This is a genomic window from Rhodopseudomonas sp. G2_2311 (assembly GCF_047501505.1).
In the GTDB taxonomy this organism is placed as follows: Bacteria; Pseudomonadota; Alphaproteobacteria; order Rhizobiales; family Xanthobacteraceae; genus Rhodopseudomonas; species Rhodopseudomonas palustris_H.
This window is the reverse complement of sequence record NZ_JAZDRK010000020.1, coordinates 34839-60958: the sequence shown is the minus strand read 5'-3', so window position 1 is coordinate 60958 and position 26120 is coordinate 34839. Positions and strand designations below refer to the sequence as shown.

The 26120-nt window shown below is 65.4% G+C and carries 23 protein-coding genes; 19 read left to right on the top strand and 4 right to left on the bottom strand.

All coding sequences use genetic code 11. The annotated features are described in order from the left end of the window. Window positions 1-23 precede the first annotated feature (23 nt). From VRZ08_RS20895 to VRZ08_RS20870, 6 genes are all read left to right on the top strand, one after another. On the top strand, window positions 24-533 hold the full coding sequence (locus VRZ08_RS20895; protein WP_107343944.1) for a DUF2059 domain-containing protein: 510 nt from the start codon (window positions 24-26) through the stop codon (window positions 531-533). Window positions 534-550: 17 nt separating this feature from the next. Beyond that, window positions 551-1936 carry a glutathione-disulfide reductase gene (gene gor / locus VRZ08_RS20890; RefSeq protein WP_414533759.1) on the top strand — a complete coding sequence of 462 codons (1386 nt, stop codon included), beginning with the start codon at window positions 551-553 and terminating at the stop codon, window positions 1934-1936. A 187-nt stretch (window positions 1937-2123) separates the two neighbouring features. Next, window positions 2124-3512 carry a class II 3-deoxy-7-phosphoheptulonate synthase gene (locus VRZ08_RS20885; RefSeq protein WP_414533758.1) on the top strand — a complete coding sequence of 463 codons (1389 nt, stop codon included), beginning with the start codon at window positions 2124-2126 and terminating at the stop codon, window positions 3510-3512. Between the two features lie 125 nt (window positions 3513-3637). After that, window positions 3638-3991 carry a diacylglycerol kinase gene (locus VRZ08_RS20880; protein ID WP_107346536.1) on the top strand — a complete coding sequence of 118 codons (354 nt, stop codon included), beginning with the start codon at window positions 3638-3640 and terminating at the stop codon, window positions 3989-3991. A gap of 43 nt (window positions 3992-4034) precedes the next feature. Beyond that, window positions 4035-5792 carry an NAD+ synthase gene (locus tag VRZ08_RS20875; protein WP_414533757.1) on the top strand — a complete coding sequence of 586 codons (1758 nt, stop codon included), beginning with the start codon at window positions 4035-4037 and terminating at the stop codon, window positions 5790-5792. Window positions 5793-6599: 807 nt separating this feature from the next. Beyond that, window positions 6600-7025: a cupin domain-containing protein gene (locus VRZ08_RS20870; protein WP_414533756.1), complete on the top strand. Its 426-nt coding sequence runs from the start codon at window positions 6600-6602 to the stop codon at window positions 7023-7025. Window positions 7026-7121: 96 nt separating this feature from the next. Here the strand turns inward: VRZ08_RS20870 and VRZ08_RS20865 are convergent, their stop codons facing one another. Both VRZ08_RS20865 and VRZ08_RS20860 read right to left on the bottom strand, forming a co-directional pair. Continuing rightward, the gene (locus VRZ08_RS20865) at window positions 7122-8294 is read right to left on the bottom strand and encodes a DUF2865 domain-containing protein (protein ID WP_414533755.1); all 1173 of its coding nucleotides are present in this window, start codon (window positions 8292-8294) and stop codon (window positions 7122-7124) included. Window positions 8295-8479: 185 nt separating this feature from the next. Beyond that, entirely contained in the window at window positions 8480-8788 is a 309-nt protein-coding gene (locus VRZ08_RS20860; protein WP_414533754.1) for a hypothetical protein, read from the bottom strand. 398 nt (window positions 8789-9186) lie between these two features. On the opposite strand from VRZ08_RS20860, the gene cysS reads away from it, so the two are divergent. The 7 genes from cysS to VRZ08_RS20825 all read left to right on the top strand — a co-directional run bounded on the left by cysS (window position 9187) and on the right by VRZ08_RS20825 (window position 16476). Further along, on the top strand, window positions 9187-10647 hold the full coding sequence (gene cysS / locus VRZ08_RS20855) for a cysteine--tRNA ligase (RefSeq protein ID WP_414533753.1): 1461 nt from the start codon (window positions 9187-9189) through the stop codon (window positions 10645-10647). After that, window positions 10644-11060: a hypothetical protein gene (locus VRZ08_RS20850; protein ID WP_414533752.1), complete on the top strand. Its 417-nt coding sequence runs from the start codon at window positions 10644-10646 to the stop codon at window positions 11058-11060. The genes cysS and VRZ08_RS20850 overlap by 4 nt, the downstream gene beginning before the upstream one ends. Then, the gene (locus VRZ08_RS20845; protein WP_011157553.1) at window positions 11057-11188 is read left to right on the top strand and encodes a hypothetical protein; all 132 of its coding nucleotides are present in this window, start codon (window positions 11057-11059) and stop codon (window positions 11186-11188) included. The genes VRZ08_RS20850 and VRZ08_RS20845 overlap by 4 nt, the downstream gene beginning before the upstream one ends. After that, the gene (locus tag VRZ08_RS20840) at window positions 11188-11697 is read left to right on the top strand and encodes a GNAT family N-acetyltransferase (protein WP_414533751.1); all 510 of its coding nucleotides are present in this window, start codon (window positions 11188-11190) and stop codon (window positions 11695-11697) included. Before VRZ08_RS20845 ends, VRZ08_RS20840 begins: the two co-directional genes overlap by 1 nt. Continuing rightward, window positions 11694-13292, top strand: coding sequence for a citramalate synthase (cimA, locus tag VRZ08_RS20835; RefSeq protein WP_414533750.1), 1599 nt, complete (start codon window positions 11694-11696; stop codon window positions 13290-13292). The genes VRZ08_RS20840 and cimA overlap by 4 nt, the downstream gene beginning before the upstream one ends. Before the next feature lie 203 nt (window positions 13293-13495). Next, window positions 13496-15055 (top strand): acetolactate synthase large subunit, encoded by a 1560-nt coding sequence (locus tag VRZ08_RS20830; protein WP_414533749.1) that lies wholly within the window; start codon window positions 13496-13498, stop codon window positions 15053-15055. Between the two features lie 11 nt (window positions 15056-15066). Next, entirely contained in the window at window positions 15067-16476 is a 1410-nt protein-coding gene (locus VRZ08_RS20825; RefSeq protein WP_414533748.1) for an FAD-binding oxidoreductase, read from the top strand. Between the two features lie 24 nt (window positions 16477-16500). Here VRZ08_RS20825 and VRZ08_RS20820 read toward each other — a convergent pair whose 3' ends face one another. Both VRZ08_RS20820 and VRZ08_RS20815 read right to left on the bottom strand, forming a co-directional pair. Continuing rightward, a complete protein-coding gene (locus VRZ08_RS20820) occupies window positions 16501-18570 on the bottom strand; it encodes a c-type cytochrome (RefSeq protein ID WP_414533747.1) in 2070 nt (689 codons plus the stop codon). Between the two features lie 183 nt (window positions 18571-18753). Continuing rightward, window positions 18754-19353 carry a TIGR00730 family Rossman fold protein gene (locus VRZ08_RS20815; RefSeq protein WP_414533784.1) on the bottom strand — a complete coding sequence of 200 codons (600 nt, stop codon included), beginning with the start codon at window positions 19351-19353 and terminating at the stop codon, window positions 18754-18756. 194 nt (window positions 19354-19547) lie between these two features. On the opposite strand from VRZ08_RS20815, the gene VRZ08_RS20810 reads away from it, so the two are divergent. From VRZ08_RS20810 to VRZ08_RS20785, 6 genes are all read left to right on the top strand, one after another. Continuing rightward, window positions 19548-21503 (top strand): ABCB family ABC transporter ATP-binding protein/permease, encoded by a 1956-nt coding sequence (locus VRZ08_RS20810; RefSeq protein ID WP_199851807.1) that lies wholly within the window; start codon window positions 19548-19550, stop codon window positions 21501-21503. Between the two features lie 48 nt (window positions 21504-21551). After that, window positions 21552-22250 (top strand): phosphatidylserine decarboxylase, encoded by a 699-nt coding sequence (locus VRZ08_RS20805; RefSeq protein ID WP_104513087.1) that lies wholly within the window; start codon window positions 21552-21554, stop codon window positions 22248-22250. A gap of 73 nt (window positions 22251-22323) precedes the next feature. Further along, the gene (gene pssA / locus VRZ08_RS20800; RefSeq protein WP_264076292.1) at window positions 22324-23196 is read left to right on the top strand and encodes a CDP-diacylglycerol--serine O-phosphatidyltransferase; all 873 of its coding nucleotides are present in this window, start codon (window positions 22324-22326) and stop codon (window positions 23194-23196) included. A 134-nt stretch (window positions 23197-23330) separates the two neighbouring features. Further along, a complete protein-coding gene (locus VRZ08_RS20795) occupies window positions 23331-24050 on the top strand; it encodes an RraA family protein (RefSeq protein ID WP_414533746.1) in 720 nt (239 codons plus the stop codon). Window positions 24051-24284: 234 nt separating this feature from the next. Next, entirely contained in the window at window positions 24285-25058 is a 774-nt protein-coding gene (locus VRZ08_RS20790) for a motility protein A (protein ID WP_107343961.1), read from the top strand. Between the two features lie 30 nt (window positions 25059-25088). Beyond that, window positions 25089-25913: a flagellar motor protein MotB gene (locus VRZ08_RS20785; RefSeq protein ID WP_107355177.1), complete on the top strand. Its 825-nt coding sequence runs from the start codon at window positions 25089-25091 to the stop codon at window positions 25911-25913. The last annotated feature ends 207 nt before the right edge of the window (window positions 25914-26120 follow it).

Below are 26120 nucleotides of genomic sequence, written 5' to 3'. Positions count from 1 at the left end.
CCGATCATCTCAGGAGAATTGGAATGAAATATCTGTCGAAGGCATTGCTGGCCGCCGCTCTGGTGTTCGGCGTCGCTCTGGCCGGCCATCAGGCGCAGGCGCAGACCAAGCAGCCGTCGCCGGCCGCGATCGCGTCCGCCAAGGAGATCCTGGAGCTGAAGCGGGCCGGCGGCATCTACGCCCAGGCGGTGCCGAACATCATTCAGCGCACCATGGACACGCTGATGCAGAGCAACCTGAACTATCAGCAGGACCTCAAGGAAGTCGCGGTGGTGATCGCCAAGAAGATGGCGGGCCGCGAGAAGGAAATCGGCGACGGCATGGCGAAGATCTACGCCACCGATTTCACCGAGCAGGAGCTCAAGGACCTCGTCACCTTCTACAAGTCGCCGCTCGGCCAGAAGCTGCTGACCCAGGAGCCGAAGTCGATTGCCGAAAGCATGCAGTTCATGAATCAGTGGGCGCAGAAGTTCGCCGAGGAAGTGAACGGCGAATTCCGCGCCGAGATGCGTAAGCGCGGCAAGAACATCTGATCGACCAGAGAGGCGAAATGGCAGACTTCGACGCGGACCTGTTTGTTATCGGCGGTGGCTCTGGTGGCGTGAGAGCCGCACGAATCGCCGCCGGCTACGGCGCCCGCGTCGTCGTCGCCGAAGAATATCGGTTCGGCGGCACCTGCGTGATCCGCGGCTGCGTGCCGAAGAAGCTGATGGTCTACGCCTCCCAGGTGCACGAGGAGATCCGGGATGCGGCCGGCTTCGGCTGGAGCATCCCGACCGCGGAATTCAACTGGTCGACGCTGATCGCCAACAAGGACAAGGAGATCGCGCGGCTGGAGCAGATCTACGCGACCAACGTCGAGAAGGCCGGCGCCCGCACCATCAAGGGGCGCGCGGTGTTCGAGGATCCGCACACGCTGCTGCTGTCGACCGGCGAGAAGGTGCAGGCCAAGACGATCCTGATCGCGACCGGCGGCGCGCCCAATCACGGCAAGGCGATTCCCGGCATCGAGCACGTGATCTCGTCCAACGAGGTGTTTCACCTCAGCGAGCAGCCGAAGCGCATCCTGATCCAGGGCGGCGGCTACATCGCCCTCGAATTCGCCTGCATCTTCGCCGGCCTCGGCTCGGACGTCACCGTGGTGTACCGCGGCGACAACATCCTGCGCGGCTTCGACGAGGACGTGCGCGCCCATGTCCGCACCGAGATGGAGCGGGCAGGGATCACCATCATCACCGGCTGCACCGTGACGGCTGTCGAGAAGCTCGGCGAGGAATACACCTCGCATCTGTCGAGCGGCTCCAGCATCGCATCCGACCAGGTGATGTTCGCGATCGGCCGGCATCCGGCGGTCGCCAATCTCGGCCTCGAGAAGGCCGGCGTCGCCATCAATCCGGACAATGGCGGCATCGCCGTCGATGACCATTGCCGCACCTCGGTGCCGCACATCTACGCGGTCGGCGACGTCACCCATCGCACCAACCTGACCCCGGTGGCCATCCGCGAGGGCCATGCCTTCGCCGACACTGTGTTCGGCGGCAAGCAGGTCCAGGTCGACTATTCGTGCGTTCCGACCGCGGTGTTCTCGCAGCCGCAGGTCGGCACTGTCGGGCTGACCGAGGCCCAGGCGCGGGCGCAGTACAGCGTCGTCGACATCTACAAGACCGATTTCCGCCCGATGAAGGGGACGATGTCGGGCAGCCAGTCGCGCGTGCTGATGAAGCTGATCGTCGACGGCACCACCGATCGGTTGCTTGGCTGCCATATCGTCGGGCCGGACGCCGCCGAACTGGTCCAGGTGGTGGCGGTCGCGATGAAGATGAAGGCCACCAAGGCCGACTTCGACGGCACCATGGCGCTGCACCCCACCGCCGCCGAGGAGCTGGTGACGATGCGCACCCGGACCGCGCGCTACCAGCGCGAAGCCGCCGAATAGCCGGCTCCGGCGTCCCGGGCCTTGCCGAAATTTCAGGCTGGCCGGGGCCGCCAACAAAATAGGCTTTTCCCGCAAGGGGTTGTATTCTGTCCCCTGATTTCCAACTAGCGGTTGGCAGGGCTGCTGTGTATAACGCGCCCGCCGCGACCCATTTTTAACTGGCGGCTTGTTTCTTCAGGAGTGGCCTATGTCCGAACGCTGGACACCCGATAGCTGGCGCGCCAAGCCGGTGCAGCAGATGCCGCAATATCCCGACGTGAAAGCGCTCGCGGATGTCGAGGCGCAGCTCGCGAGCTTTCCGCCGCTGGTGTTTGCGGGCGAGGCGCGCAACCTGAAGAAGGCGCTGGCCACCGTCGCGGCCGGCGACGCTTTCCTGCTCCAGGGCGGCGACTGCGCCGAGAGCTTCGCCGAGCACGGCGCCAACAACATCCGCGACCTGTTCCGCGTCTTCCTGCAGATGGCGATCGTCCTGACCTACGCCGGCGCCTCGCCGGTGGTAAAGGTCGGCCGCATCGCCGGCCAGTTCGCCAAGCCGCGTTCGGCGCCGGTCGAGAAGCGCGACGGCGTCGAGCTGCCGAGCTATCGCGGCGACATCATCAACGACGTGGCCTTCACGGAAGAAGCCCGGGTGCCCGATCCGCGCCGGCAGATCGAAGCGTATCGGCAGTCGGCCGCGACGCTGAACCTGCTGCGCGCCTTCGCCAAGGGCGGTTACGCCAGCGTCGAGAACGTGCATCGCTGGATGCTGCAGTCGGTCAGCGATAGTCCGCAGTCGAAGGCCTATGCGGACCTCGCCGACCGCGTCTCCGGTGCGCTCGACTTCATGCGCGCCTGCGGCCTGACCTTCGCGGTCGACTCCTCGCTCGGCACCACCGATTTCTACACCAGCCATGAAGCGCTGCTGCTCGGCTACGAGCAGGCGATGACCCGCGTCGACTCGACCACCGGCGACTGGTACGCGACCAGCGGCCACATGCTGTGGATCGGCGACCGCACCCGTCAGCTCGATCACGCCCATGTCGAGTACTTCCGCGGCATCAAGAATCCGATCGGCCTGAAGTGCGGTCCGTCGCTGAAGACCGACGAACTGCTCAAGCTGATCGACATCCTCAATCCCGAGAACGAGCCGGGACGGCTGACGCTGATCGGCCGTTTCGGCCATGAGAAGATCGGCGAGCATCTGCCGGCGATGGTCCGCGCGGTGCAGCGCGAGGGCCGCACCGTGGTGTGGTCGTGCGATCCGATGCACGGCAACACCATCACGTCGAACTCCGGCTACAAGACCCGGCCGTTCGACCGCATCCTGTCGGAAGTCCGTTCGTTCTTCGCGGTCCACGCCGCGGAGGGGACGCATGCCGGCGGCGTGCATCTGGAGATGACCGGCCAGAACGTCACCGAGTGCCTCGGCGGCGCCCGCGCCATCACCGACGAAGACCTCAACAACCGCTATCACACCGCATGCGATCCGCGGCTCAACGCCGAGCAGTCGATCGACATGGCGTTCCTGATCGCGGATCTGCTCAAGCAGGGCCGCGCCGGCAAGGCCAGCCCGCTGCAGGCGGCGGCCGGGCTGTAAGGACGGCGTATCGTTCCCACTTCGTCATGGCCGGGCTCGTCCCGGCCATCTACGTTTCTGAGCATCTAAACCTTGATGCCTTCGGCACGCGCGGGCATGACGGGCAAACCGGGGCTGTGGATCACGTGCTGAGGTTCTGGCGGGCGACGATCAATTCGTGGCGCGGACTGAAATTCGCGACCCGCTCCGAGCAGGCGATCCGCGAAGAGCTGGTCGCGCTGGTGCTCGCCGTTCCGGCCGCGTGGCTGATCGGCACCACGGCGGCGCGCCGCGTCGAACTCATTGCGGTGGTCGCGCTGGTGATCGTGGTCGAACTGCTCAATACCGCGATCGAGAAGCTGAGCGACCGGCTCACCACGGAACACGATCCGCAGATCGGCCGGGTCAAGGACATGGGCTCCGCAGCCGTCGGCGTCGCGCTGGGAATCGCCGGCCTGTTCTGGCTGTTCGCGCTCGCCGAGCGGATCGGGCTGCTCTGACCGGCCGATTGCGAAGCCTGCCGGCTCTCGCTACATCTCGGCTATGACCGAAAATGCCGCCCGCCTGACGATCTCGCTCGCCCAGCTCAACCCGACGGTCGGCGATATCGCCGGCAATGCCGAAAAGGCGCGCGCGGCGCGCCGACGTGCCGCGGCCGATGGTGCCGATCTCGTCGTCTATCCGGAACTGTTCATCGCCGGCTACCCGCCGGAAGATCTGGTGCTGAAGCCGGCGTTCCAGGCCGCCTGCCGCGCCGCGATCGAGGATCTGGCGCGCGAAACCGCCGACGGCGGGCCGGCGATGCTGATCGGCTCGCCCTGGGTCGATAACGGCAAGCTGTACAACGCCTGCGCGCTGCTCGACGGCGGCCGGATCGCGGCGATCCGCTATAAGGTCAATCTGCCGAACTACGGCGTGTTCGATGAGAAGCGGGTGTTCGCCCGCGGGCCGGTGTCGGGTCCGGTGACGATCCGCGGCGTCCGGATCGGCGTGCCAATCTGCGAAGACACCTGGCTCGAAGAGTCCGAAGACTACGAGAACGTGGTGGAGTGCCTCGCGGAGACCGGCGCGGAACTGCTGGTCGTGCCGAACGGCTCGCCTTACGCGCGCGGCAAGAACGACATGCGGATGTCGGTGTCGGTGGCGCGGGTCACCGAGAGCGATCTGCCGCTGGTCTATGTCAATCAGGTCGGCGGCCAGGACGAGCTGGTGTTCGACGGCGCGTCGTTCGTGCTCAACGCCGATCGCACATTGGCGGCGCAGTTGCCCGGCTTCGTTGAGAGCATCACCACGCTGAGCTTCGTCAAGGGCGCGGCGGGTTGGCGCTGCGACGGCCCGGTCGCGCCGGTGATCGAAGGCGACGAGGCGGACTACGCGGCCTGCGTACTCGGCCTGCGCGACTACGTCCGCAAGAACGGCTTTCCCGGCGTGCTGCTCGGCATCTCCGGCGGCATCGACTCGGCGCTGTGCGCGGCGATTGCGGTCGATGCGCTCGGCGCCGACAAGGTCCGCGGCGTGATGCTGCCGTTCCGCTACACTGCGCAAGTGTCGCTCGAGGACGCCGGCCGGCTCGCGAGCGCGCTCGGCTTCGGCTACGAGGTGCTGCCGATCGCGCAAGCCGTCGAAGGCTTCGAGGCGATCCTGGCGAAGCCGTTCGCAGGCCTCGAACGCGACATCACCGAGGAGAACCTGCAGGCGCGCACCCGCGGCACGCTGTTGATGGCGATCTCCAACAAGACCGGCGCGATGGTGGTGACCACCGGCAACAAGTCGGAGATGAGCGTCGGCTACGCCACGCTGTACGGCGACATGAACGGCGGCTTCAACCCGATCAAGGACATCTACAAGACGCAGGTGTTCCGGCTGTCATCGTTGCGCAACCGCTGGAAGCCGGACGACGCGCTCGGCCCGGACGGCGAGGTGATTCCCGAAAGCATCATCATCCGCCCGCCGACCGCGGAGCTGCGCGAAAACCAGACCGACCAGGATTCGCTGCCGCCTTACGATGTGCTCGACGCCATCCTGGAGCGGCTGGTCGAACGCGAGGAGCCGCTCGCCAGCATCGTCGCCGAAGGCTTCGACAAGGACACCGTTGTCCGCATCGACCGCCTGCTCAACATCGCCGAATACAAGCGCCGCCAAGCGGCGCCGGGCGTGAAGGTCACGCGGAAGAATTTCGGCCGCGACCGCCGCTACCCGATCACCAACCGTTTTCGGGACAAGGCCGAAGCGCTGCCCGCACCGGACGAGACGCTGGTGACGCGGAGTGGACGAGCGTCGAGTGAGGCGTTCGAGGGGTAGGGGGATGGATGAAGCAGGACAGCTTCTGATCTGAGATCCCGTCGACTACAGTTTGGGCTGAAAACTGGACGCCGAATGTAGCAGTACCAGCGTCGAACCGATATCGAGGAGCGCCGGGCGTCCTGCCCCGCCAGTTTTGCTAGATGACAGCAAGAGATTGGCCAACTGTTGTGCGGTTGGGTGCTCCAAATTACTGTAATTGCAGCGTGACGAGTTACAGTGACTTCCTGTCGATGCCGCAACTCACACCCGTCGACCCCAGAGCGTTGCGACCAAAATGATGACAATGACAACGGCTGCAGCGATCGCCAGTTGACCGTCAGCGCTGACGCTAATCCCCACGCAGTCACAAGAAGCTTATCGGACATCGCACAGCTCTCCATTTAGATGTAGGAGAACTCTGTCGAGGGGATAGTTATTTGTCTCAGTTTTCGAAGGGTTGGCAATAGTAAATATGCAATTTTGGAATCTGGATTCATTATTCCGAATTGGCGTACTAACGGACGAGGTATTTGGGTGAATGCTCTGGCAAGCGTGAACGGTGTGGCGTCCGCGGCGACTGTATGCGCGACGATTGTCATTTGAGCGGAGTGAGCGTGACGCCTTGTAGTTTCCCCAGCGCCGGATATCACCGGCAGCCGCCAGCCCTTGACAAATATCACGAGTAAATCGTCGTTGGGGGATATCAAGAAGCTCTGAAGCCGCGGCTACTACCATCTTGGTAGAACTTCCTTTCTAACCTCCCGTCGTTCTGCCAGACTTCCCGAACGCCCGCGCAGACGGGCTCAGCAACGGGAGGATGTTACTATGTTCACACGGAGAGGATTTGCGGCAGTCGCAGGTTGTGCGATCTGCAGCATCGCGGGGTTCGGGGCGACCGAAGCGTTCGCGCAAGGTGCGGCCGCGACCACGGCGAACGGCGTTACGCGCAAGATATTGAGCCGCACCGATGGCCCGGCGGCGGGCTATGAGACCATCATGATGGACGTGACGCTCGATGCCGGAGCGACCGTCGGCCGCCATACCCATCCAGGTATCGAGTCGACCTACGTGATGGAGGGCGAAATCGAACTCCCGATCGAAGGGCAGCCCACCAAGACGGCGAAGGCCGGCGACGCGTTCCAGGTGCCGCCCAACACCCCACATGCCGGCGGCAAGCCGTCGTCGAGCAAGACGCGGCTGATGGTCAACTACATCGTGGAGAAGGGCAAGCCGCTGGCCAGCCCGGCCTGAGACTTCACACAAAAGAGGCCGCCGAAACGGCGGCCTCTTTTGGCTTGGACAAGCGACGCGCTAAGCGCGGCCACGCCTGCTTGAGTGGAACGGCTGTTACTGTGCCTTCGGCAGGAAGGTCGGGCCGACGCTGCGGATCTTGCCGGGGTCGTTCGATGCGGCCGCCGGCGGGGAGGCGGACGTGTTGTTGGTCGCCGGAGCGGCCTTGGCGCCGTTCTTGGCGGCGGCGCGCTGGGCCGGCGGCAGCGCCATGCGCTTGGCGCTCTCCTCGGTGACGATGATGTCGCCGTGCTCGGCGGCCGAGCGGTCGTCCACGCCCTTCATCGCATCGGCCCAGGTCTGGTTCGCCGGCTTGCAGGTGCAGGACGGGTTGAACTCCTGGCGATAGCGGAAAGCGTTCGGCAGCGAGCTGTAGGGCTGGCCGTTGATCGACACCGCCTGGTTCATGTCCTGGCCGGGATTGCGGTAGGCATACAGCGACGCTTCGGACGCCGGGCACAGGCTCTTGCAGGTGCGCTCGTCGTCGCCGAACCGGCTCGGCACGGTGGCGAACGAGATCGGGAAGTAATAGCCGTCGCAGGTGCGGACGCAGACGGTGCGATAGGTGCCGCCCTCGGTGCTGCCGTAGTCGGTGCCCGGCACGCCGACGCCGGGAGCCCCGGCGTTGCCGCCGTTGAACAGGTTGTTGAGCAGGCCGCCGCTCTGCTGCGCGGCCGCGGCGTATTGCGGGCCGCAATTGTTCTGCGCCAGCGCCAGGATCACCGAGCGGCGCTGGTTCTCGCGATCGTTGCCGCCCGGGCCGCCGCTGCGCAGCCGCTCCAGCGACGAATTCATCTGGTCGAGATTGCCGCGCATCTGCTGGATCTGGCTGTTGACCGGACCGCATTGCGCCGACTGGCCGCTGAACAGCGAGAAGAACCCGGAGCTTTCGCAGCCCATCCGCTTCGCCTGCATGCTGACGCGGTCGAGCTCGGCCTGCTGGCGGGCGGCGGCGTCTTCGAAGCGGCGGATCTGGTCGGCGCGGGCCGGGTCCATGCTGCCGCGGTCGATCGAGGCGAGCTGCGCTTCCAGCCGCGGGCACATCGGATTGGCGGCGGGGCTGCCGGGTTGGCCGGCGGCGGGCGCCTGCTGGTAGCCCGGCGGATTGTAGCCTTGCGACGACGGATAGCCTTGCTGGGCGAACGCTGCGGAGGTCAGCGACGCGGCGGCGACGATCAAGGCACCGGCCAGCCAGCGGAAACGGGTGGCGTTATCGAACATGTCGGGCATTCAGGAATCCGAGCGGGTGATGCCGGCGATCCGCCGAATCACATCCAGCAAATCCGCGCGATCGGGGCCGCGGAACGATCCCGTTGTAACCGCGACGTTGACCATTTCTTAGCCGCTTCTTTCGGCAGGGTCACGTCGTTTCCGGGGCGTCACTGTGGCGATCCCCGCTGATCCGGCGTGGCTTTTCAGCGCTGGCAGGTGATCGCGACGTATTCGTTGCAGACCCCGTGAGCGCAGGCCGAGCTGCTGGCTTTCGGCACCGCGCCGGTGATTTCGTCCGGGTCGACCCGGCGATAGGCGACCGCATGGGCGAATTCGCGCGACTGGCAGTAGGCCGCCGCCGCCGGCGCGCCGCATTTTTCGCCGCGGGCGAGGCACAGGTCGATGCCGTAGCCGTCCGGCTGGTTGGCGACGATGAAGACCCGGCTGTCGGCATAAGCCGCCGTCGCCGCAAACAGCGCTGCGCCGGCAAAGAGGGCAGGAATCAGTTTCATGGTGCACCAGGAACGAGGGATGACCCCCGTCCGTACCCTGAAAAGGGTTAAAAAACGTTAACCATAGTGGCCGGAGCGTGGGCTAGGCGCCGATCATGGCCAAAATCGGCCGAGCAGGGCGGTTTGCGGGGGCTGGGGGCGGCGCTTGGATGACGCGAGCGTAGCTCGCCTTCGGTGGACCCGCGCGGACGCCCGCTCGATTCGCAGCCGGAAAGAACGATGTCCTCCGGCGATCGACGGACTTGACGGCTTCGAGGGCGGTCGCCATGGTGCGGCGATGAACGGTTTCCTCGCCATTTGCATTCGCTGCGAGATTATTAGCTAGCTGACACGCTGGCTGAGGCCGTCTTTTCTCCTATCGAGAGCACTGGACGCCCGGCCGCAGGGGACGGGTATCCATGGAATTACGCCTTTACGATACGCTGACGCGGGACAAGCGGCCGTTCACGCCGCTCGATCCGGCCAATGTGCGGATGTATGTCTGCGGCCCGACGGTCTACGACTTCGCCCATATCGGCAATGCCCGGCCGGTGATCGTGTTCGACGTGCTGTTTCGGCTGCTGCGCCATCTGTATGGCGAGGCCCACGTCAAATACGTCCGAAACATCACCGACGTCGACGACAAGATCAACGACCGCGCCGCGCGCGACTATCCCGGCCTGCCGCTGAACGAGGCGATCCGCAAGGTCACCGAGCAGACCGAGCGGCAATTCCACGACGACGTCGATGCGCTGGGCTGCCTGCGGCCGACGGTCGAGCCGCGCGCCACCGAGCATATCGGCGAGATGCGCAGCATCATCGAAAAGCTGGTCGCCGGCGGCTTCGCCTATGTCGAGCAGGACCACGTGCTGTTCTCGCCGAGCGCGATGAATGCCGCCAACGGCGTGCTGCCGCGCTACGGATCGCTCGCCAACCGCTCGCTCGACGAGATGATCGCCGGCGCCCGCGTCGATGTCGCGCCGTATAAGCGCGACGCCACCGACTTCGTGCTGTGGAAGCCGTCCAAGCCCGGCGAGCCGTCGTGGCCGTCGCCGGCCGGCATCGCCACGCCGGGCCGCCCGGGCTGGCACATCGAGTGCTCGGCGATGTCGTGGAAGCACTTGGGCGAGACCTTCGACATCCACGGCGGCGGCATCGATCTGGTCTTCCCGCACCACGAGAACGAAGTCGCGCAAAGCTGCTGCGCGTTCCACACCTCGCGCATGGCGCAGACCTGGATGCACAACGGCTTCCTGCAGGTCGAAGGCGAGAAGATGTCGAAGAGCCTCGGCAACTTTCTGACCATTGCAGATCAGCGCGACCACTGGGGGCCGTCGGTCCTTCGGCTCAACATGCTGAAGACACATTATCGGCAGCCGATCGATTGGACTCAAAGTAGTCTCACTGAGACCACGCGCGAGTTAAATCGCTGGTTTAGCTTTCTCGAAGCCAATTCCGATGGTGATGTCCGCGAATCTGAAGAGATTGTCACGGCGTTAGCCGACGATCTCAATACTTCAGCTGCAATTACAGCGTTGCGCGCGCTCTTCAAGGTGAAGAATGCTGCCGCATTGAATGCGGGACTTAGCATTCTCGGGGTCCCGATTGGGCGTGAATATCTCCAGGGGCGAAAAACCGATCACCTATTTGCGGAAGTGCTTGTAACTGGCAGTCCTGAGTCGGGGAGGCCGACCTTATCTACAGGGCTGGCATCATCAAAGGTTCAGCAACTGATCGAAGCCCGCACCGCCGCCCGCGCGAATAAAGACTGGAAAGAGTCCGACCGCATCCGCGACGAACTCGCCGCGATGGGCGTGGTGCTGAAGGACGGCAAGGACGCCGACGGCAAGCCGGTGACGACCTGGGAGATCGCGCGGTGAGTGTCTTTTCCATGGTCGTCATGGCCGGGCTTGACCCGGCCATCCATCGAATAAACCACGCGGCGATTGTTTCGATGATGGATGCGCGGGCCTTCGCCGCGCCGAAGGGGCTTCGGCCCCGCAGGCGGGTCGAGCCCGCGCATGATGTGAGTGTGTGTGGTGATGCACTGCCTCACCCCGTCATTCCGGGGCGCGCGCAGCGCGAGCCCGGAATCCATAACCACCGCCGGGAGTATGGATTCCGGGCCTGCGCCCTGCGGGCGCATCCAGGAATGACGAACGAGAGGCGGTTAGTTGCAGCTCATTGCAGCTTCGGCGCAGCTCACAGCAGCGTCGGCGCTGCTCCTGGTAGCGCCCGCGCGTTCGCCGCCATGACGACAGAGACCACGACCGCATTGGAGATCGCGCGATGACCGAGCAGAAGCCGACCGGGCGGCCTGATACGCCGTTTCCGAAGCATTGGCTGTATTACATCGCGATCAAGATCGCGCTGCTGGCCGGCGCCACTGCGCTGGTGCTGAAGCTGTACGGGTTCTGGTGATGAGCACGCGCGCAGGGCCCGCGCTGCGGCCGTATCTGCCCGAAGATGCCGCGGTCGCCGCGGCCATCTTCGCGGCCTCGATCGAGCAACTCGCCGCCGATGACTACAGCGAGGAGCAGCGGGAGGCATGGGCCTCGGCGGCTGACGACGAAGCCAAGTTCGCCGCGCGTCTGGCTGGTCAGCTGACGCTGATCGCGACCCTGCAGGGCGTGCCGGTCGGCTTCGCTTCGCTGAAGGTGCCCGATCACATCGACATGCTGTTCGTGCATCCCGATTACGTCGGCCGCGACGTCGGCGCGACGCTGATCGACGCGCTGGAGAAACTCGCCGGTGCGCGCGGCGCGCTGATCCTCAACGTCGATGCCAGCGACAACGCCGCCGAATTCTTCGCCAAGCGCGGCTACGTCGCCAAGCAACGCAACACCGTTTCGATCAATGGCGAATGGCTCGCCAACACCACGATGACAAAGTCGCTGGCGGATGCCGCCGCGCCCGGAGCCTCCTCATGAGCCGCGAACGTCTCTATCTGTACGACACCACGCTGCGCGACGGCGCCCAGACCAACGGCGTCGACTTCACCTTGCACGACAAGAAGCTGATCGCTTCGCTGCTCGACGATCTCGGCATCGATTATGTCGAAGGCGGCTATCCGGGCGCCAATCCGCTCGATACCGAATTCTTCGGCGCGGAGCAGAACCTCGAGCGCGCCACCTTCGCGGCGTTCGGCATGACCCGGCGGCCCGGCCGCTCGGCGTCGAACGATCCCGGCATCGCGATGCTGCTCGACGCCAAGGCGGATGCGATCTGCTTCGTCGCCAAGTCGTCGGAGTACCAGGTCCGGGTCGCGCTCGAGACCACCAACGAGGAGAACATCGCCTCGATCCGCGACAGCGTCTCGCTGGCGAAAGAGAGGGGCCGCGAGGTGCTGGTCGATTGCGAGCACTTCTTTGACGGCTACAAGGCCAATCCGGAGTTCGCGCTGCAGTGTGCCAAGGCGGCGTATGAGTCCGGCGCACGCTGGGTCGTGCTGTGCGATACCAATGGCGGCACCATGCCGGACGAGGTCGAGGCGATCGTCGGCGAAGTGGTCAAGCACATCCCCGGCGCGCATGTCGGCATCCACGCCCACAACGACACCGAGCAGGCTGTGGCGAACTCGTTCGCCGCGGTGCGGGCCGGCGCGCGGCAGATCCAGGGCACGCTGAATGGCCTCGGCGAGCGCTGCGGCAACGCCAATCTGTGCTCGATGATCCCGACGCTGAAGCTGAAGAAGGAGTTCGCCGACAAGTTCGAGATTGGCGTCTCCGACGACAAGCTGGCGAGCCTGGTGCAGGTGTCGCGCGCGCTCGACAACATCCTCGACCGCGCGCCCAATCCGCACGCGCCTTATGTCGGCGGCAGCGCCTTCGTCACCAAGACCGGCATTCACGCCTCGGCGGTGCTGAAGGATCCGCAGACCTATGAGCATGTGCCGCCGGAGTCGATCGGCAATCACCGCAAGGTGCTGGTGTCGGATCAGGCCGGCAAGTCCAACGTGCTCGCCGAGCTGGCGCGGACCAACATCCAGTTCGACCGCGATGATCCGCGCCTGTCGCGACTGGTCGAGAAACTGAAGGAGCGGGAAGCCGCCGGCTACGCCTACGAGTCCGCCAATGCTTCGTTCGATCTGCTCGCCCGCGGCACGCTCGGCACCGTGCCGGAGTTCTTCCGCGTCGACAAGTTCGACGTCAATGTCGAGCAGCGCTACAACTCGCACGGCGTTCAGGTCACCGTGGCGACGGCGATCGTCAAGGTCGAGGTCGACGGCAAGACGCTGATCTCGGCGGCGGAAGGCAACGGTCCGGTCAACGCGCTCGACGTCGCGCTGCGCAAGGACCTCGGCAAGTATCAGAAGTACATCGATGGCCTGAAGCTGGTCGACTACCGCGTCCGTATCCTCAATGGCGGCACCGAGGCCGTCACTCGGGTGTTGATCGAGAGCGAGGACGAGGACGGCCGGCGCTGGACCACGATCGGCGTGTCGCCGAACATCATCGACGCGTCGTTCCAGGCGCTGATGGATTCGGTCGTCTACAAGCTGGTGCAGTCGAACGCGCCGGTATAATTCTGCCTAGTCCTTTCCCCGTCATTGCGAGCCGAAGGCGAAGCAATCCAGCTCCGTGCATCGAGCTGGATTGCTTCGTCGCTTCGCTCCACGCAATGACGAGAGAACAATGCCCTGAGCGCGGTTGTCATCGCCGCGCCGCGCTGACAACATATCCCCCAAACAGGTCGTAGCCTGGCGGATTCACGCCGGCCGTAGGGGGAATGCTCGTGGACGGAATCAATGGGGCGCAATCGGTCGTTCAGACGCTGGTAAATTGCGGCGTCGAAGTATGTTTCGCCAATCCTGGCACCTCGGAAATGCACTTCGTCGCGGCGCTGGATTCGGTCAGCGGGATGCGGCCGGTGCTGTGCCTGTTCGAAGGCGTGGTCACCGGTGCCGCCGATGGCTACGGCCGGATCGCCGGCAAGCCGGCGGTGAACCTGCTGCATCTCGGCCCCGGCCTCGCCAATGGCCTTGCCAATCTGCACAACGCCCGCCGCGCCGCGACACCGATCGTCAACATCGTCGGCGATCACGCCGCTTATCACCTACAATACGACGCGCCGCTGACCTCCGATATCGCCGGCTTCGCCCGGCCGGTATCGAGCTGGATCCACGAATCCAAGAGTGCCGGCGCGGTGGCGAGCGATACGGCGCGCGCGGTGCAGGCGGCTAGCGCGGCGCCGGGCGGCATCGCCACGCTGATCATGCCGGCGGACGTGGCCTGGAACCCGGCCGCGCGCGCGGCGCACAAGCTGCCGGAGATCGGCCCGGCCAAGGTTGCGGCCGACACCGTCGAGGCGATCGCCAAGCTGCTCTCGAACGGCAAGAAGTCGGTACTGCTGCTGCGCGGATCGGCGCTGCTCGGCGAGGCGCTGGAGGCGGCCGGCCGGGTTGCCGCGAAGACCGGCGTCCGGCTGCTGTGCGACACCTTCGCGCCGCAGACCGAACTCGGCGCCGGCCGCGTGCCGCTCGAACGCATTCCGTATTTCTCGGAGCAGATCACCGCGTTCCTGAAAGACGTCGAGCAACTGATCCTGGTCGGCTCGAAGCCGCCGGTGTCGTTCTTCGCCTATCCCGGCAAGCCGAGCTGGGGCGCGCCGGAAGGCTGCCTGATCGATTATCTGGCGCAGCCGCATGAAGATGGCGCGCAGGCGGTGAAGGATCTCGCCGCCGCGGTGGGCGCGCCGGCCGAGCCTGCCGCTCGGACGCAGCTGGTGTTGCCCGAGCTGCCGAAGGGCAAGCTCAATTCGCTCGGCGTCGCGCAGGCGATCGCGCATCTCACGCCCGACCACGCGATCTACGCCGAGGAGGCCAACACGTCCGGCCTGCCGTTCCAGATGATCCTGCCGAAGGCGCGGCCGCACACCCATCTGCCGCTGACCGGCGGCTCGATCGGGCAGGGGCTGCCGCTCGCCATCGGCGCGGCGATCGCTGCGCCCGACCGCAAGGTGGTGTGTCCGCATGGCGACGGCGGCGCCGCCTACACCATGCAGGCGCTGTGGACGATGGCGCGCGAGCAGCTCGACGTCACCGTGGTGATCTACGCCAACCGCTCCTACGCAATCCTCAACATCGAGCTGCAGCGGGTCGGTGCCTCGGGCGCCGGCGCCAATGCGCTGTCGATGCTCGATCTGCACAATCCGGAGATGAACTGGATGAAGATCGCCGAAGGTCTCGGCGTCGAAGCCAGCCGGGCCACCACCGCCGAGGAGTTCTCCGCGCAATACGCTTCGGCGATGAGTCAGCGCGGCCCGCGGCTGATCGAAGCCTTGATCTGAGGGAGCGGCCGATGACCCTGGATATCGTCGGCACACTCCGCACCATCGTCGGCGACGGCGGCGTGCTCGAGCCCGCCGAGCTGTCGAAGCGCTCCGCCGGCACCTATCGGTTCGATACGTTGAAGGCCGCGGCGCTGGTGCGGCCGACTTCGACGCAGCAGGTGTCGGAGATCCTGCGTTGGTGCCATGCCAATGGCGTTCACGTCGTCACCCACGGCGGCCTGACCGGCCTCGTTCACGGCGCCGATGCCGAACCCAGCGAAGTGATCCTGTCGCTTGAGCGGATGCGCACGATCGAGGAGATCGATCCGAAGCAGCGCACCGCGGTGGTCCAGGCCGGCGTGCCGCTGCAGGCGCTGCAGGAAGAGGTCGACAAGCACGATCTGGCGTTTCCGCTCGATCTCGGCTCGCGCGGCACCGCCACGCTCGGCGGCAACGCCGCCACCAATGCCGGAGGCAATCGCGTAATCCGCTACGGCATGACCCGCGAGATGATCCTCGGCCTCGAAGTCGTGCTCGCCGACGGCACCGTGCTGTCGTCGCTCAACCATCTGATCAAGAACAACGCCGGCTATGACCTCAAGCAGCTGTTCATCGGCTCGGAAGGCACGCTCGGCGTGATCACGCGGCTGGTGCTGCGGCTGCGCGAAAAGCCGCTCGCCACCAACATGGCGTTCGTTGGCCTCGACAGCTTCGATGCGGTGGCGAAGTTCCTGAAGCACTGCGACCGCGCGCTTGGCGGCACGCTGTCGGCCTTTGAAGTGATGTGGCAGTCGTTCTATCGGCTGGTCACCAGCCCGCCAGCCAAGGGCCGGCCGCCGGTCGGGCAGGACCATGCTTACTACGTGTTGGTCGAAAGCCAGGGCTCCGATCTCGACCTCGACAGCCAACGCTTCACCGCAGCGATGGAGGCCGCGCTGGAATCCGGCCTGATCGCGGATGCGGCGATCGCGCAATCGGATGAGGATTGCCGCTCGTTCTGGGCGCTCCGCGACGATGTCGGCCAGGTGCTGCAAGGTGGCCTGCCGATCGTGTTCGACGTCTCGCTGCCGATCGCCGCGATGGAAGGCTATGCCGAAACGCTTCGGGAGACGCTGGAAAGCGAAATCGGCGAGCACCGGCTGTGGATCTTCGGCCATCTCGGCGACGGCAATCTGCACGTCGTCGTGCAGGTCAAGCCGATGGAGTATCTGGCGCTGCGGCCCAAGGTCGAAGCCTTGGTGTATCGGCCGCTCGCCGCCTGCAACGGCTCGGTGTCGGCCGAGCACGGCATCGGCCTGGAAAAGAAGCCGTATCTCTACGTCAGCCGCAGCGCCAACGAGATCGCTCTGATGCGGACGCTGAAGCAGGCGCTCGATCCCAAGGGCATCCTCAACCCCGGCAAGATCTTCGACCCCGGCCCGGTGGTCGGGGGACGTTGATGGGAGGCCGATGCGCCGCTGCGATCAGTAGCGCGCGTCCTTCGGCTTCGGGTCCTTCGGCCAGTCCTTCACCTTACCGGGGAAGTCCGGCCGTTCCATTTGGGTGAAGTACGCCGCGACGTCGACCGCTTCCTGATCGGACAGCTCACCTTGGCCGAGCGGGAATTTGTTGTGGCTCGCGATCGGCATGTTGCGCTTGACGAAGGCGGCGGCGGTGTAGGTCCGGGCCATGCCGGCGCCGATATTGAACGAGCGCGGCCCCCACAGCGGCGGGTACACCACGCGGCCGGCGGCATCCTTCAGCCCTTCGCCATTGTCGCCGTGACACACTGCGCAACGCGCCGTGTAGATCTCCTTGCCGTTGTCGAGGTTCGGCACCAGCGACTGATCGACCTTGCCGACACCGCGGCCGGCGACCTTGTCCTCCGGCTTGGTCGAGCCTTGCATCCAGTCGAAATACGCCACCATCGCCTTCATGTCGGGGCCGTCGACCGGCAGCGGCTTGCCGTTCATCGAGCGCAGGAAGCAGCCATTGATGCGGTCCTCCAGCGTAATGACGCGGCCGGCGCGCGGCGCGTAGCTCGGGAAGAACGCCGCGACGCCGACATAGGGACTGCCGTCGGCGACGGTGCCGGCGTTGAGGTGACACGAGCTGCAATTCAGGTCGTTGCCGACATTGTCCGGCAGCAGCGTGTGGGTTTCGGCGTTCAGCCGCATGCCGCGCACCAGCTGCTCGGCGTTCGGCTGCGACAGGATATCGGCGATCCGCGGCGTCTCGAACCGAGACGTATCGATCTTGGGGTCGAGCGCGGCGCGAGCTGCCGCGATCTGCTCCGCGGTGACGGCACTGGCGTTGCCGCCCCAGTTGGCGCGCACGAAGCTGAGGATGTCGGCGATCTCGCGATCGTTCAGGCGCGCAAACGACGGCATCGTCCACACCCGCGGATGCGCTGTGGTCGCTGTCGTCTCCCAGCCGGTGAGGGTGATGTGCACCAGCGTCGCCGGATCCTTGGCGGCGATCGTCGGATTACCGGCGAGCGGCGGGAATACGCCGGGGACACCGGCGCCGTTGGCGCGATGGCAGTCGGCGCAGAACTGGGTGTAACCGAGGCCGCCGGGCGTGGAGTAGGTTGACGCCGGCACTTCGGCCACGGCCATCGCGGGCGCTGGCCGATCGGTCGGCAGCGCCTTCAGGTAGGTCGCGATCGCGGTGAGATCCTGATCGGTCATGTGCTGGGTCGAATGCCGGATCACGTCGGTCATGCCGCCCGCCGCCGTGGCGAAACGGTTCTGGCCGGTCTTCAGCATCTGAACGGTGTCAGGCACGGTCCACAGTCCGCGCAGGTTCAGCGCATTCCAGTGTTCGACCTTGGCGCCGGCGAGATAGTCGCGCCCGTTCGCCCCGGCATCGCTCATCGCCTTTTCCTGGAAGGCGATGCCGCGTGGGGTGTGGCAGGCGCCGCAATGACCGAGGCCCTGCACCAGATAGGCGCCGCGATTCCACGCCGCGTCCTGGTTCGGCTCCGGCTTGAACGGCGATGCATCGAGGAAGGCGACGTTCCAGAACGCCAGCCCGATCCGCATGTTGAACGGGAAGCTCATCTGCGGCGCGCGATTGGCCTGTGCGACCGGTGCGAGGCCCTGGGTCAGATACGCCCACAGCGCCACCATGTCGTCGCTGCTGATCTTGGCATAGGACGGATACGGCATCGCCGGATAGAGATTGTGGCCATCCGCCGCGACGCCCTTGCGCATCGCGCGGTCGAACTCGCCGAACGACCAGCTGCCGATGCCGGTCGCGCGATCGGGTGTGATGTTGGTCGACCACAGGCTGCCGAATGGCGTGTCGAGCTTGAGGCCGCCGGCCATTGGCGTGCCGCCTGGCGCGGTGTGACAGGCGACGCAGTCACCGGCGCGCGCGATGTACTCGCCGCGCTTGATCAACTCGGGATCGGCCTTGGCGTCGAGAGCCTTGAGCTTGGCGTCGACGGCGGGCGGCTGGATGATCCACAGCGCCGCGCCTCCGATCACGACCAGCGCGGACGCGGCGAGAACAGCGAGGGTCTTGGCGGCGCGGCCGCGGGAATGAGACATGGCAGACTCGACTCGAGGTTTGTTGCGGTGCGACGCTAGGCGCGACCCTGCGCCGCCTCAACTCGGGCCTACCACTTAGATCGTGAATGTTTATCAGACGAAGCGAATGATCGCCTTGCGCGCACCGTCAGAGAAAACGGCTGCGGCTATGGTTAGCATCGGCTCAAAACAGCAGTGCGAAAGTTAGAGCCGATCGGCAATCTCCGGCGGCATCGCACGCGTCGGCTGCGGCGCCGAGGCGGCTTGCAGCTTTGGCAGGATGTCTTCGACCTTGTCGGCCTTCAGTATCTCGACCGCGAGGTTGGGACGGATGAAGGCGGTGGTCCGCATGTGCGCCAGCAGTTCGAGCAGCGGCTGCCAGAAGCCGTCGATGTCGGCGATCAGGATCGGCTTGGTGTGACGGCCAAGCTGCTGCCAGGTCATCTGCTCAACGAGTTCTTCGAGCGTTCCGATGCCGCCTGGTAATGCTACGAAGGCGTCCGAGCGCTCGAACATCAGCCGCTTCCGCTCGTGCATGTCTTCGGTAACGATCAGTTCGGAAACGCGGTCGAGCGCGATCTCTTTGGCGCTGAGAAAGCCGGGAATGATGCCGGTGACCGTACCGCCGTGATCGAGCACCGCGTTGGCCACCGCGCCCATCAGACCGATCGCGCCGCCGCCGTACACCAGCCCGACGCCTTGTTCGGCGAGTTCCTTGCCGAAGGCTGTCGCCGCTTCGAGAAAGCGGGGGTTACTGCCGGGGCCGGAGCCGCAATAGACGCAGACGGTCTTGATCTTGCTCATGGTGGCGGATGTGGCACCGCGGGATGACAGCGTCAAGACGGCCACCGCCATGCCGTTGCAACAGTCTGTTATGACGCAAAGAATCGCATCTCAGGGTGCACGGCGGGAACGAAACACTATATGAAGGCGGACCCGATGGACGATGTCGTTCGCGAGCATGGATTCGGCTCTGCGGACCTTTTCAGGCAGCTTTGATGGCTCACCCACACTCGCATTCGAGCAGCGGCTCTCCTGTCGCGATTCCAGAAGATAAGATCGCACAGAAGGCGACGCTCGGCGGCACCCTGATGCATCTGTGGCCGTATATTTGGCCCGGTGACCGGTCCGATCTGAAGATGCGGGTGGTGTGGTCGATCGTGCTGCTGATCGCCGCCAAGGCGGCGACGCTGATCGTCCCGTTCACTTTTAAATGGGCGACCGACGCGCTCACCGGTGCCGATACCGCACCGATCGAGCCGTCGAACTGGACGCTGTGGCTGATCGCGTCGCCGCTGGCGCTGACTGCGAGCTACGGCCTGGTCCGTGCCTTGATGGCGGTGCTGACGCAGTGGCGTGACGGCATCTTCGCCAAGGTCGCGATGCACGCGGTGCGCAAGCTGGCGTACCGGACCTTCGTGCACATGCACGATCTGTCGCTGCGGTTTCACCTCGAGCGCAAGACCGGCGGTCTGACCCGCGTTCTGGAGCGCGGCCGGCTCGGCATCGAAGTGATCGTGCGGATGGTGATCCTGCAGCTGGTGCCGACGATCATCGAGCTGTCGCTGGTGATGGCGGTGCTGCTGTGGCAGTTCGACTGGCGCTACGTCGCGGTCGTGATGGTCACCGTGGTGTTCTACATGCTGTACACCTACAAGGCGACCGAGTGGCGGATCGGCATTCGCCGCCGCATGAACGATTCCGACAGTGACGCCAACCAGAAGGCGATCGACTCGCTGCTCAACTACGAGACGGTGAAGTATTTCGGCGCCGAGGAGCGCGAGGCGAACCGCTACGACAAGTCGATGCGGCACTACGAGGACGCCAGCGTCGCGACCTATACCTCGCTGGCGGTTCTCAATGCCGGGCAGGCGGTGATCTTCACCTTCGGCCTGACCGCGACGATGCTGATGTGCGCCTCGGGCGTCCGCAACGGCACCAACACCGTCGGCGACTTCGTGATGATCAATGCGATGATGATTCAGCTGTATCAGCCGCTGAACTTCATGGGCATGGTGTATCGCGAGATCAAGCAGGCGATCATCGACATCGAGAAGATGTTCGCGGTGCTGTCGCGCAAGCCGGAGGTCGAGGATCGCGCCGGCGCCAAGCCGCTGGCGGTCGAAGCCGGCACCGTGCGGTTCGAGGACGTGAAGTTCGCTTATGATCCGGCGCGGCCGATCCTGAAGGGCCTCAATTTCGAAGTGCCTGCCGGCAAGACGGTGGCGATCGTCGGCCCGTCCGGCGCCGGCAAGTCGACGATCTCGCGGCTGCTGTTCCGGCTGTACGACGTCTCGGGCGGCCGCATCCTGATCGACGGTCAGGACATCCGCAGCGTCACCCAGACCTCGCTGCGCGCGGCGATCGGCATGGTGCCGCAGGATACCGTGCTGTTCAACGACACCATCCGCTACAACATCCGTTACGGCCGCTGGGACGCCACCGACGCCGAGGTGGAGGAGGCGGCCAAAACCGCGCAGATCGACGCCTTCATCAAGGCGTCGCCGAAGGGCTACGATACCGAAGTCGGCGAGCGCGGGCTGAAGCTCTCGGGCGGTGAGAAGCAGCGGGTGGCGATTGCGCGAACGGTTCTCAAGGCCCCGCCGATTCTGGTGCTCGACGAGGCGACCTCGGCGCTCGACAGCCACACCGAACATGAAATCCAGGGCGCCCTGGAGCGTGTGGCACAAAACCGCACCTCGCTGGTGATCGCGCACCGGCTTTCGACCATCGTCGGAGCCGATGAGATCATCGTGCTCGATCAGGGGCGGATCGCCGAACGCGGCACGCATGCGCAGCTGTTGGCGGCTGGCGGGCTTTACGCCAGCATGTGGAACAGGCAGCGCGAGGCCGAAGAGGCGCGCGAGCGGCTGGCGCTGATCGGCGACGATGATTCACCGGTTCGTAAGCCGGAAATCGACGACGATCTGGCAACTTCGGCGGCGGCGGAGTAATCGTGTTGCAGCGCCACGCACTAGGCTTTCGAAGTTAGGGGACGTCCGATGTCCATCGTCAATTCCGTTCGCGCCCAGATCCCGCCGATCCATCGGGAGGGCTATCCGTTCGTTGGCGCCTTTGCGCTGGTGACGCTGATTCTGTTCTGGATCTGGTCGCCGCTCGGCTGGATCGGCACCGTGCTGACGATCTGGTGCGCCTATTTCTTCCGTAACCCGGCCCGGACGACCCCGGTGCGCGACGGTCTGGTGGTGTCGCCGGCGGACGGCCGCGTCTCGATGGTGGTCGACATCATCCCGCCGCCGGAGCTGGGGCTGGGCGCCAAGCCGCTGCCGCGCGTCTCGATCTTCATGAGCGTGTTCAACTGCCACGTGAATCGCAGCCCGGTGGCCGGCCGGATCGAGCGGATCGTGTATTCGCCCGGCAAGTTCATCAACGCCGAGCTCGACAAGGCCAGCGAAGACAACGAGCGCAATTCGATGGTGCTGTCGACCGAGCATGGCCAGATCGGCGTGATCCAGATCGCCGGTCTGATCGCCCGCCGGATCGTGTCGTTCGTGCGTGAAGGCCAGCCGCTGGTCGCCGGCGAGCGTTTCGGCCTGATCCGGTTCGGTTCGCGGCTCGACGTCTATCTGCCCGAGGGCACCAAGCCGCTGGTCGCCGAAGGCCAAACCGCGATCGCCGGCGAGACCATCCTGGCCGACCTCAAGGGCGGCGACGCTGGACGGACGTACCGGACCGACTAACATCGGGGCCGCCGGCCCGAAGGTTGCCATGATGGCCGAGCAGGATGGTGGTTCCGAGACGAGAGCGAAACCGATGCCTTTCGATCTGAATTCCCCTGAGACGCCGCGTCGCCGGTTCGGGCCGATTCCGGTGCGCCTGCTGGTGCCGAACGTCATCACCCTGCTGGCGATCTGCGCCGGCCTGACGGCGATCCGGCTGGCGACCGAGGGGCGGATGGAGCTGGCGGTCGCGGCGATCGTGTTCGCTGCGGTGCTCGACGGCATCGACGGCCGCGTCGCCCGGATGATCAAGGGCCAGTCGAAATTCGGTGCCGAGCTCGACAGCCTGGCGGATTTCGTCAATTTCGGCGTCGCGCCGGGCCTGATCCTGTACTTCTGGCAGCTGCACTTCCTCAGCAATGTCGGCTGGATCGCCGCCATGGTGTTCGCGATCAGCGGCGGCCTGCGGCTGGCGCGGTTCAACGCCACCATGGACGATCCCAACAAGCCGGCGTTCGCCGCCAACTTCTTTACCGGCGTACCGGCTCCGGCGGGCGCCATCACTGTGCTGTTGCCGGTCTATATGGGCTTCCTCGGCGCGCCGACGCCGCCGGCGGTGCTGACCGCGGTCTATACGCTGCTGATCGCCTTCCTGATGGTGTCGCGGCTGCCGGTGTTCTCCGGCAAGACGGTGAAGATGCGGGTGGCGCCCGAGATGGTGCTGCCGCTGTTCGTCTCGGTGGTGTTGTTCATCGCGCTGCTGATCGGCTACCCCTGGCACATCCTGTCGGCCTGCTCGGTGCTGTACCTGCTCAGCCTGCCGGTCGGCTGGCGGTCGTACCGCGACCATCAGCGCAATGCCGCAACAGCCCAGCAGGGCAAGCCCGCGCCCGCCGGCCAAAAGCCCACCCTGGTCGTGAACGATCCGGCCCCACGCGACGACGACCGCCCGGCGCGGCTGAACTGACCGCAGGACGGTCAGTGGCGTCACGCGCTGCCCCTTGGGCGGTATTCTGAAACTCGCTATAGGGCAGGGCTGTCGCCGGGGTTGAACGGCCGCCGCCAACGGACGGTCGGGTCTGGCGACGCTGGAGGACGCCCGTGAGCCAACCTGATTCCGGTCCCGTGCCGGCCGCCGTGCTCGAAGCCCTGGCCCGCTACGACACCCCCACGATCTGCAACGCGATGGAAGTGGTCGCCCCCGAGCGGCGCGCGATCGGCTTCACCACCCGCCCGCTGGTCTGCCCGTTCCCGCAGCTTCCGCCGATCGTCGGCTATGCCCGCACCGCGACCATCCGCGCGACCGTGCCGTCCAGCCTGCCGCCGGCCGAGCGACGGGCCAAGCAGATGGCCTATTACGAATATGTCGGCTCCGGCGCCGGCCCCCGCATCAGCGTGATCCAGGACATCGACGGGCCGGATGCCGGGTTCGGGGCGTTCTGGGGCGAGGTCAACAGCGCCGTGCACAAGGCGCTCGGCTGCCTCGGCGTGATCACCGACGGTTCGATCCGCGACGTGCCGCAATGGGCGCCGGGCTTCCAGGCGCTGGCCGGGTCGGTCGGTCCATCGCATGCTCACGTTCACGTCACCGGCTTCGGCGCGGAGATCCGGGTGGCCGGCATGGCGGTGTGCGATGGCGACCTGATCCATGCCGACAGTCACGGCGCGGTGGTGATCCCGCACCATTTGGCCGCGCAATTGCCCGAGGCGGCCGAGCTCTGCGGCCGGCGCGAGGTCCCGATCCTGGAAGTCGCCCGCAGCGCCGAGTTCTCACTCGACAAGCTGAAGCAGGCGCTTGCGAAGGCCTCGGAGATTCACTGAGTTCGGGGCGAGGGACGCTCTCCGGCCGACCGCGGCCCATCACCGCCGCGGCGGTGCGCCCAGAAGACAGATGCTTGGTAATATTACGGGGTTGCTCGCCGCATTAGCGCTTGCGCAGCGCCGAATACTTTACCCGTCTTTAATGGCGACTGCATAGTTTCGGAACCGCTGCTCAGAACGATCAGTGCCGACGGCTCGCGCCGCGCGGCTGGTGTGTGCGCGTCGGAGTGAATAATGGACATCATGACGTCAGCCGGCCTGGTCGGCGGCATCGCAGTCATTGCCGTGATGATGCTGATGGGCGGCGACGTCCATATGTTCATCTCCGAACATGCCATGATCATCATCTTCGGCGGTTCGTTGACCGCCACGATGATCCGCTTCCCGCTCAATGTGATCCTGCACGGTCTGCCGCTCGGCGCCAAATTCGCCTTCACGATGAGCCGGCTGTCGGCGCGTGATCTGGTCGATGAGCTCGCCAGCATCGCCGAGATCGCCCGTAAGTCCGGTCCGGTCGGCCTGGAAAAGGTCGAGGCCGAAGATCCGTTTCTGGCCAAAGGCATCCGCTACGTGGCCGACGGTTACGACATCGAATTCATTCGCGATAACCTCGAGCGCGACCGCGATAACTTCCTGATGCACCTCGACGAGGGCAGCAAGATCTACCGCGCCATCGGCGACTGCGCCCCGGCGTTCGGCATGATCGGCACGCTGATCGGCATGGTGCAGATGTTCTCCAACATGTCCGACCCGTCGAAGCTGGGGCCGTTCATGGCGACCGCGCTTCTGGCGACGCTGTACGGGGCGCTGGTCGCGAACCTGTTCTGTCTGCCGATCGCCGACAAGCTGCACACCAAGAAGATCGACGAAGAAACCAACCGCACGCTGATCATCGACGGCATCCTGATGATCCGCGACTCCAAGAGCCCGGCGCTGGTCCGTGAAATGCTGCTGGCTTACCTGCCCGAGAAGCACCGTTCGGAAGAAGACGAAGCGGTCCCGGCTTAACCCGACCTCAGTCGATCGTCGGAAGGCGCCATGGCCAAAAAGAAGAAAGCCGAAGAGCATGCCGGTGGCCACGGCTGGTTCGTCACGTTCGCCGACCTGATGGGCCTGCTGATGAGCTTCTTCGTGATGCTCGTCGCGTTCTCGACCCAGGACAAAGCCAAGCTGATGATCGTCGCCGGCTCGATGCGCGAGGCGTTCGGCGTGCAGAACGACGCGCGCTACTCCGGCATCATCGAGAACGACGGTCTGCCGACCCGGGGCAAGGTCAAGAACACCGAGCACGTCAATCCGGAACTGTCGACCGCCAAGCCGTCACCCGGCGAGGTGACGCGCGACGAAGGCATCAATACCAAAGAGGACCGCGAATTCGCGCTCGCCTCGGCGTCGCTGCGGCAGGCGCTGCAGAACATGCCGGAAATCTCCGAGCTGTCGAAGAACATCATGTTCGAAGAGACCAAGCAGGGTCTCAACCTCGAGATCATGGATCAGGACGGTCGCTCGATGTTCGCCGACGGCTCCAAGGTGCCATTCGAACGCACCCGTTTGCTGCTGCAGCGGCTTGCGGTGCCGCTGCGCGCAACGCCGTTGCGGGTCACCATTGTGGGACACACCTCGTCCGGCCTGCTGCCGGAGCGCAGCGACTATAACGGTTGGGACCTGTCGTCGGACCGCGCCAACTCGGTGCGCCAGATCCTGGAGCGGGAAGGGCTGCCCGGTTCGCACATCTTCGCCGTGACCGGCAAAGCCGACAGCCAGCCGCTGTTTCCCGACGATCCGTCGATCGCCGCCAATCGCCGCGTGACCATCACGCTGATGCGCGAGAGCCCGGCGCTACCGCCCGGCATGAAGCCGTAAGCGTTTCACCCGGCCGCTTGTGGCGGCCACCTCGATTGCAAGCCGGACCTCCGCTTCATCGCGCGTCATCCGAATCCGATGGGTTCGGTATTCGGCATCCCGTGGTTGCATCGGTCGCGGTCGGCCCGCTAGCCTGAGGCACGTCACGGCGGCGGGCGCGTTATCTTTGAAGGGTTTGCCGGCGTGGCGTCGCGGCTCTTGGATCAA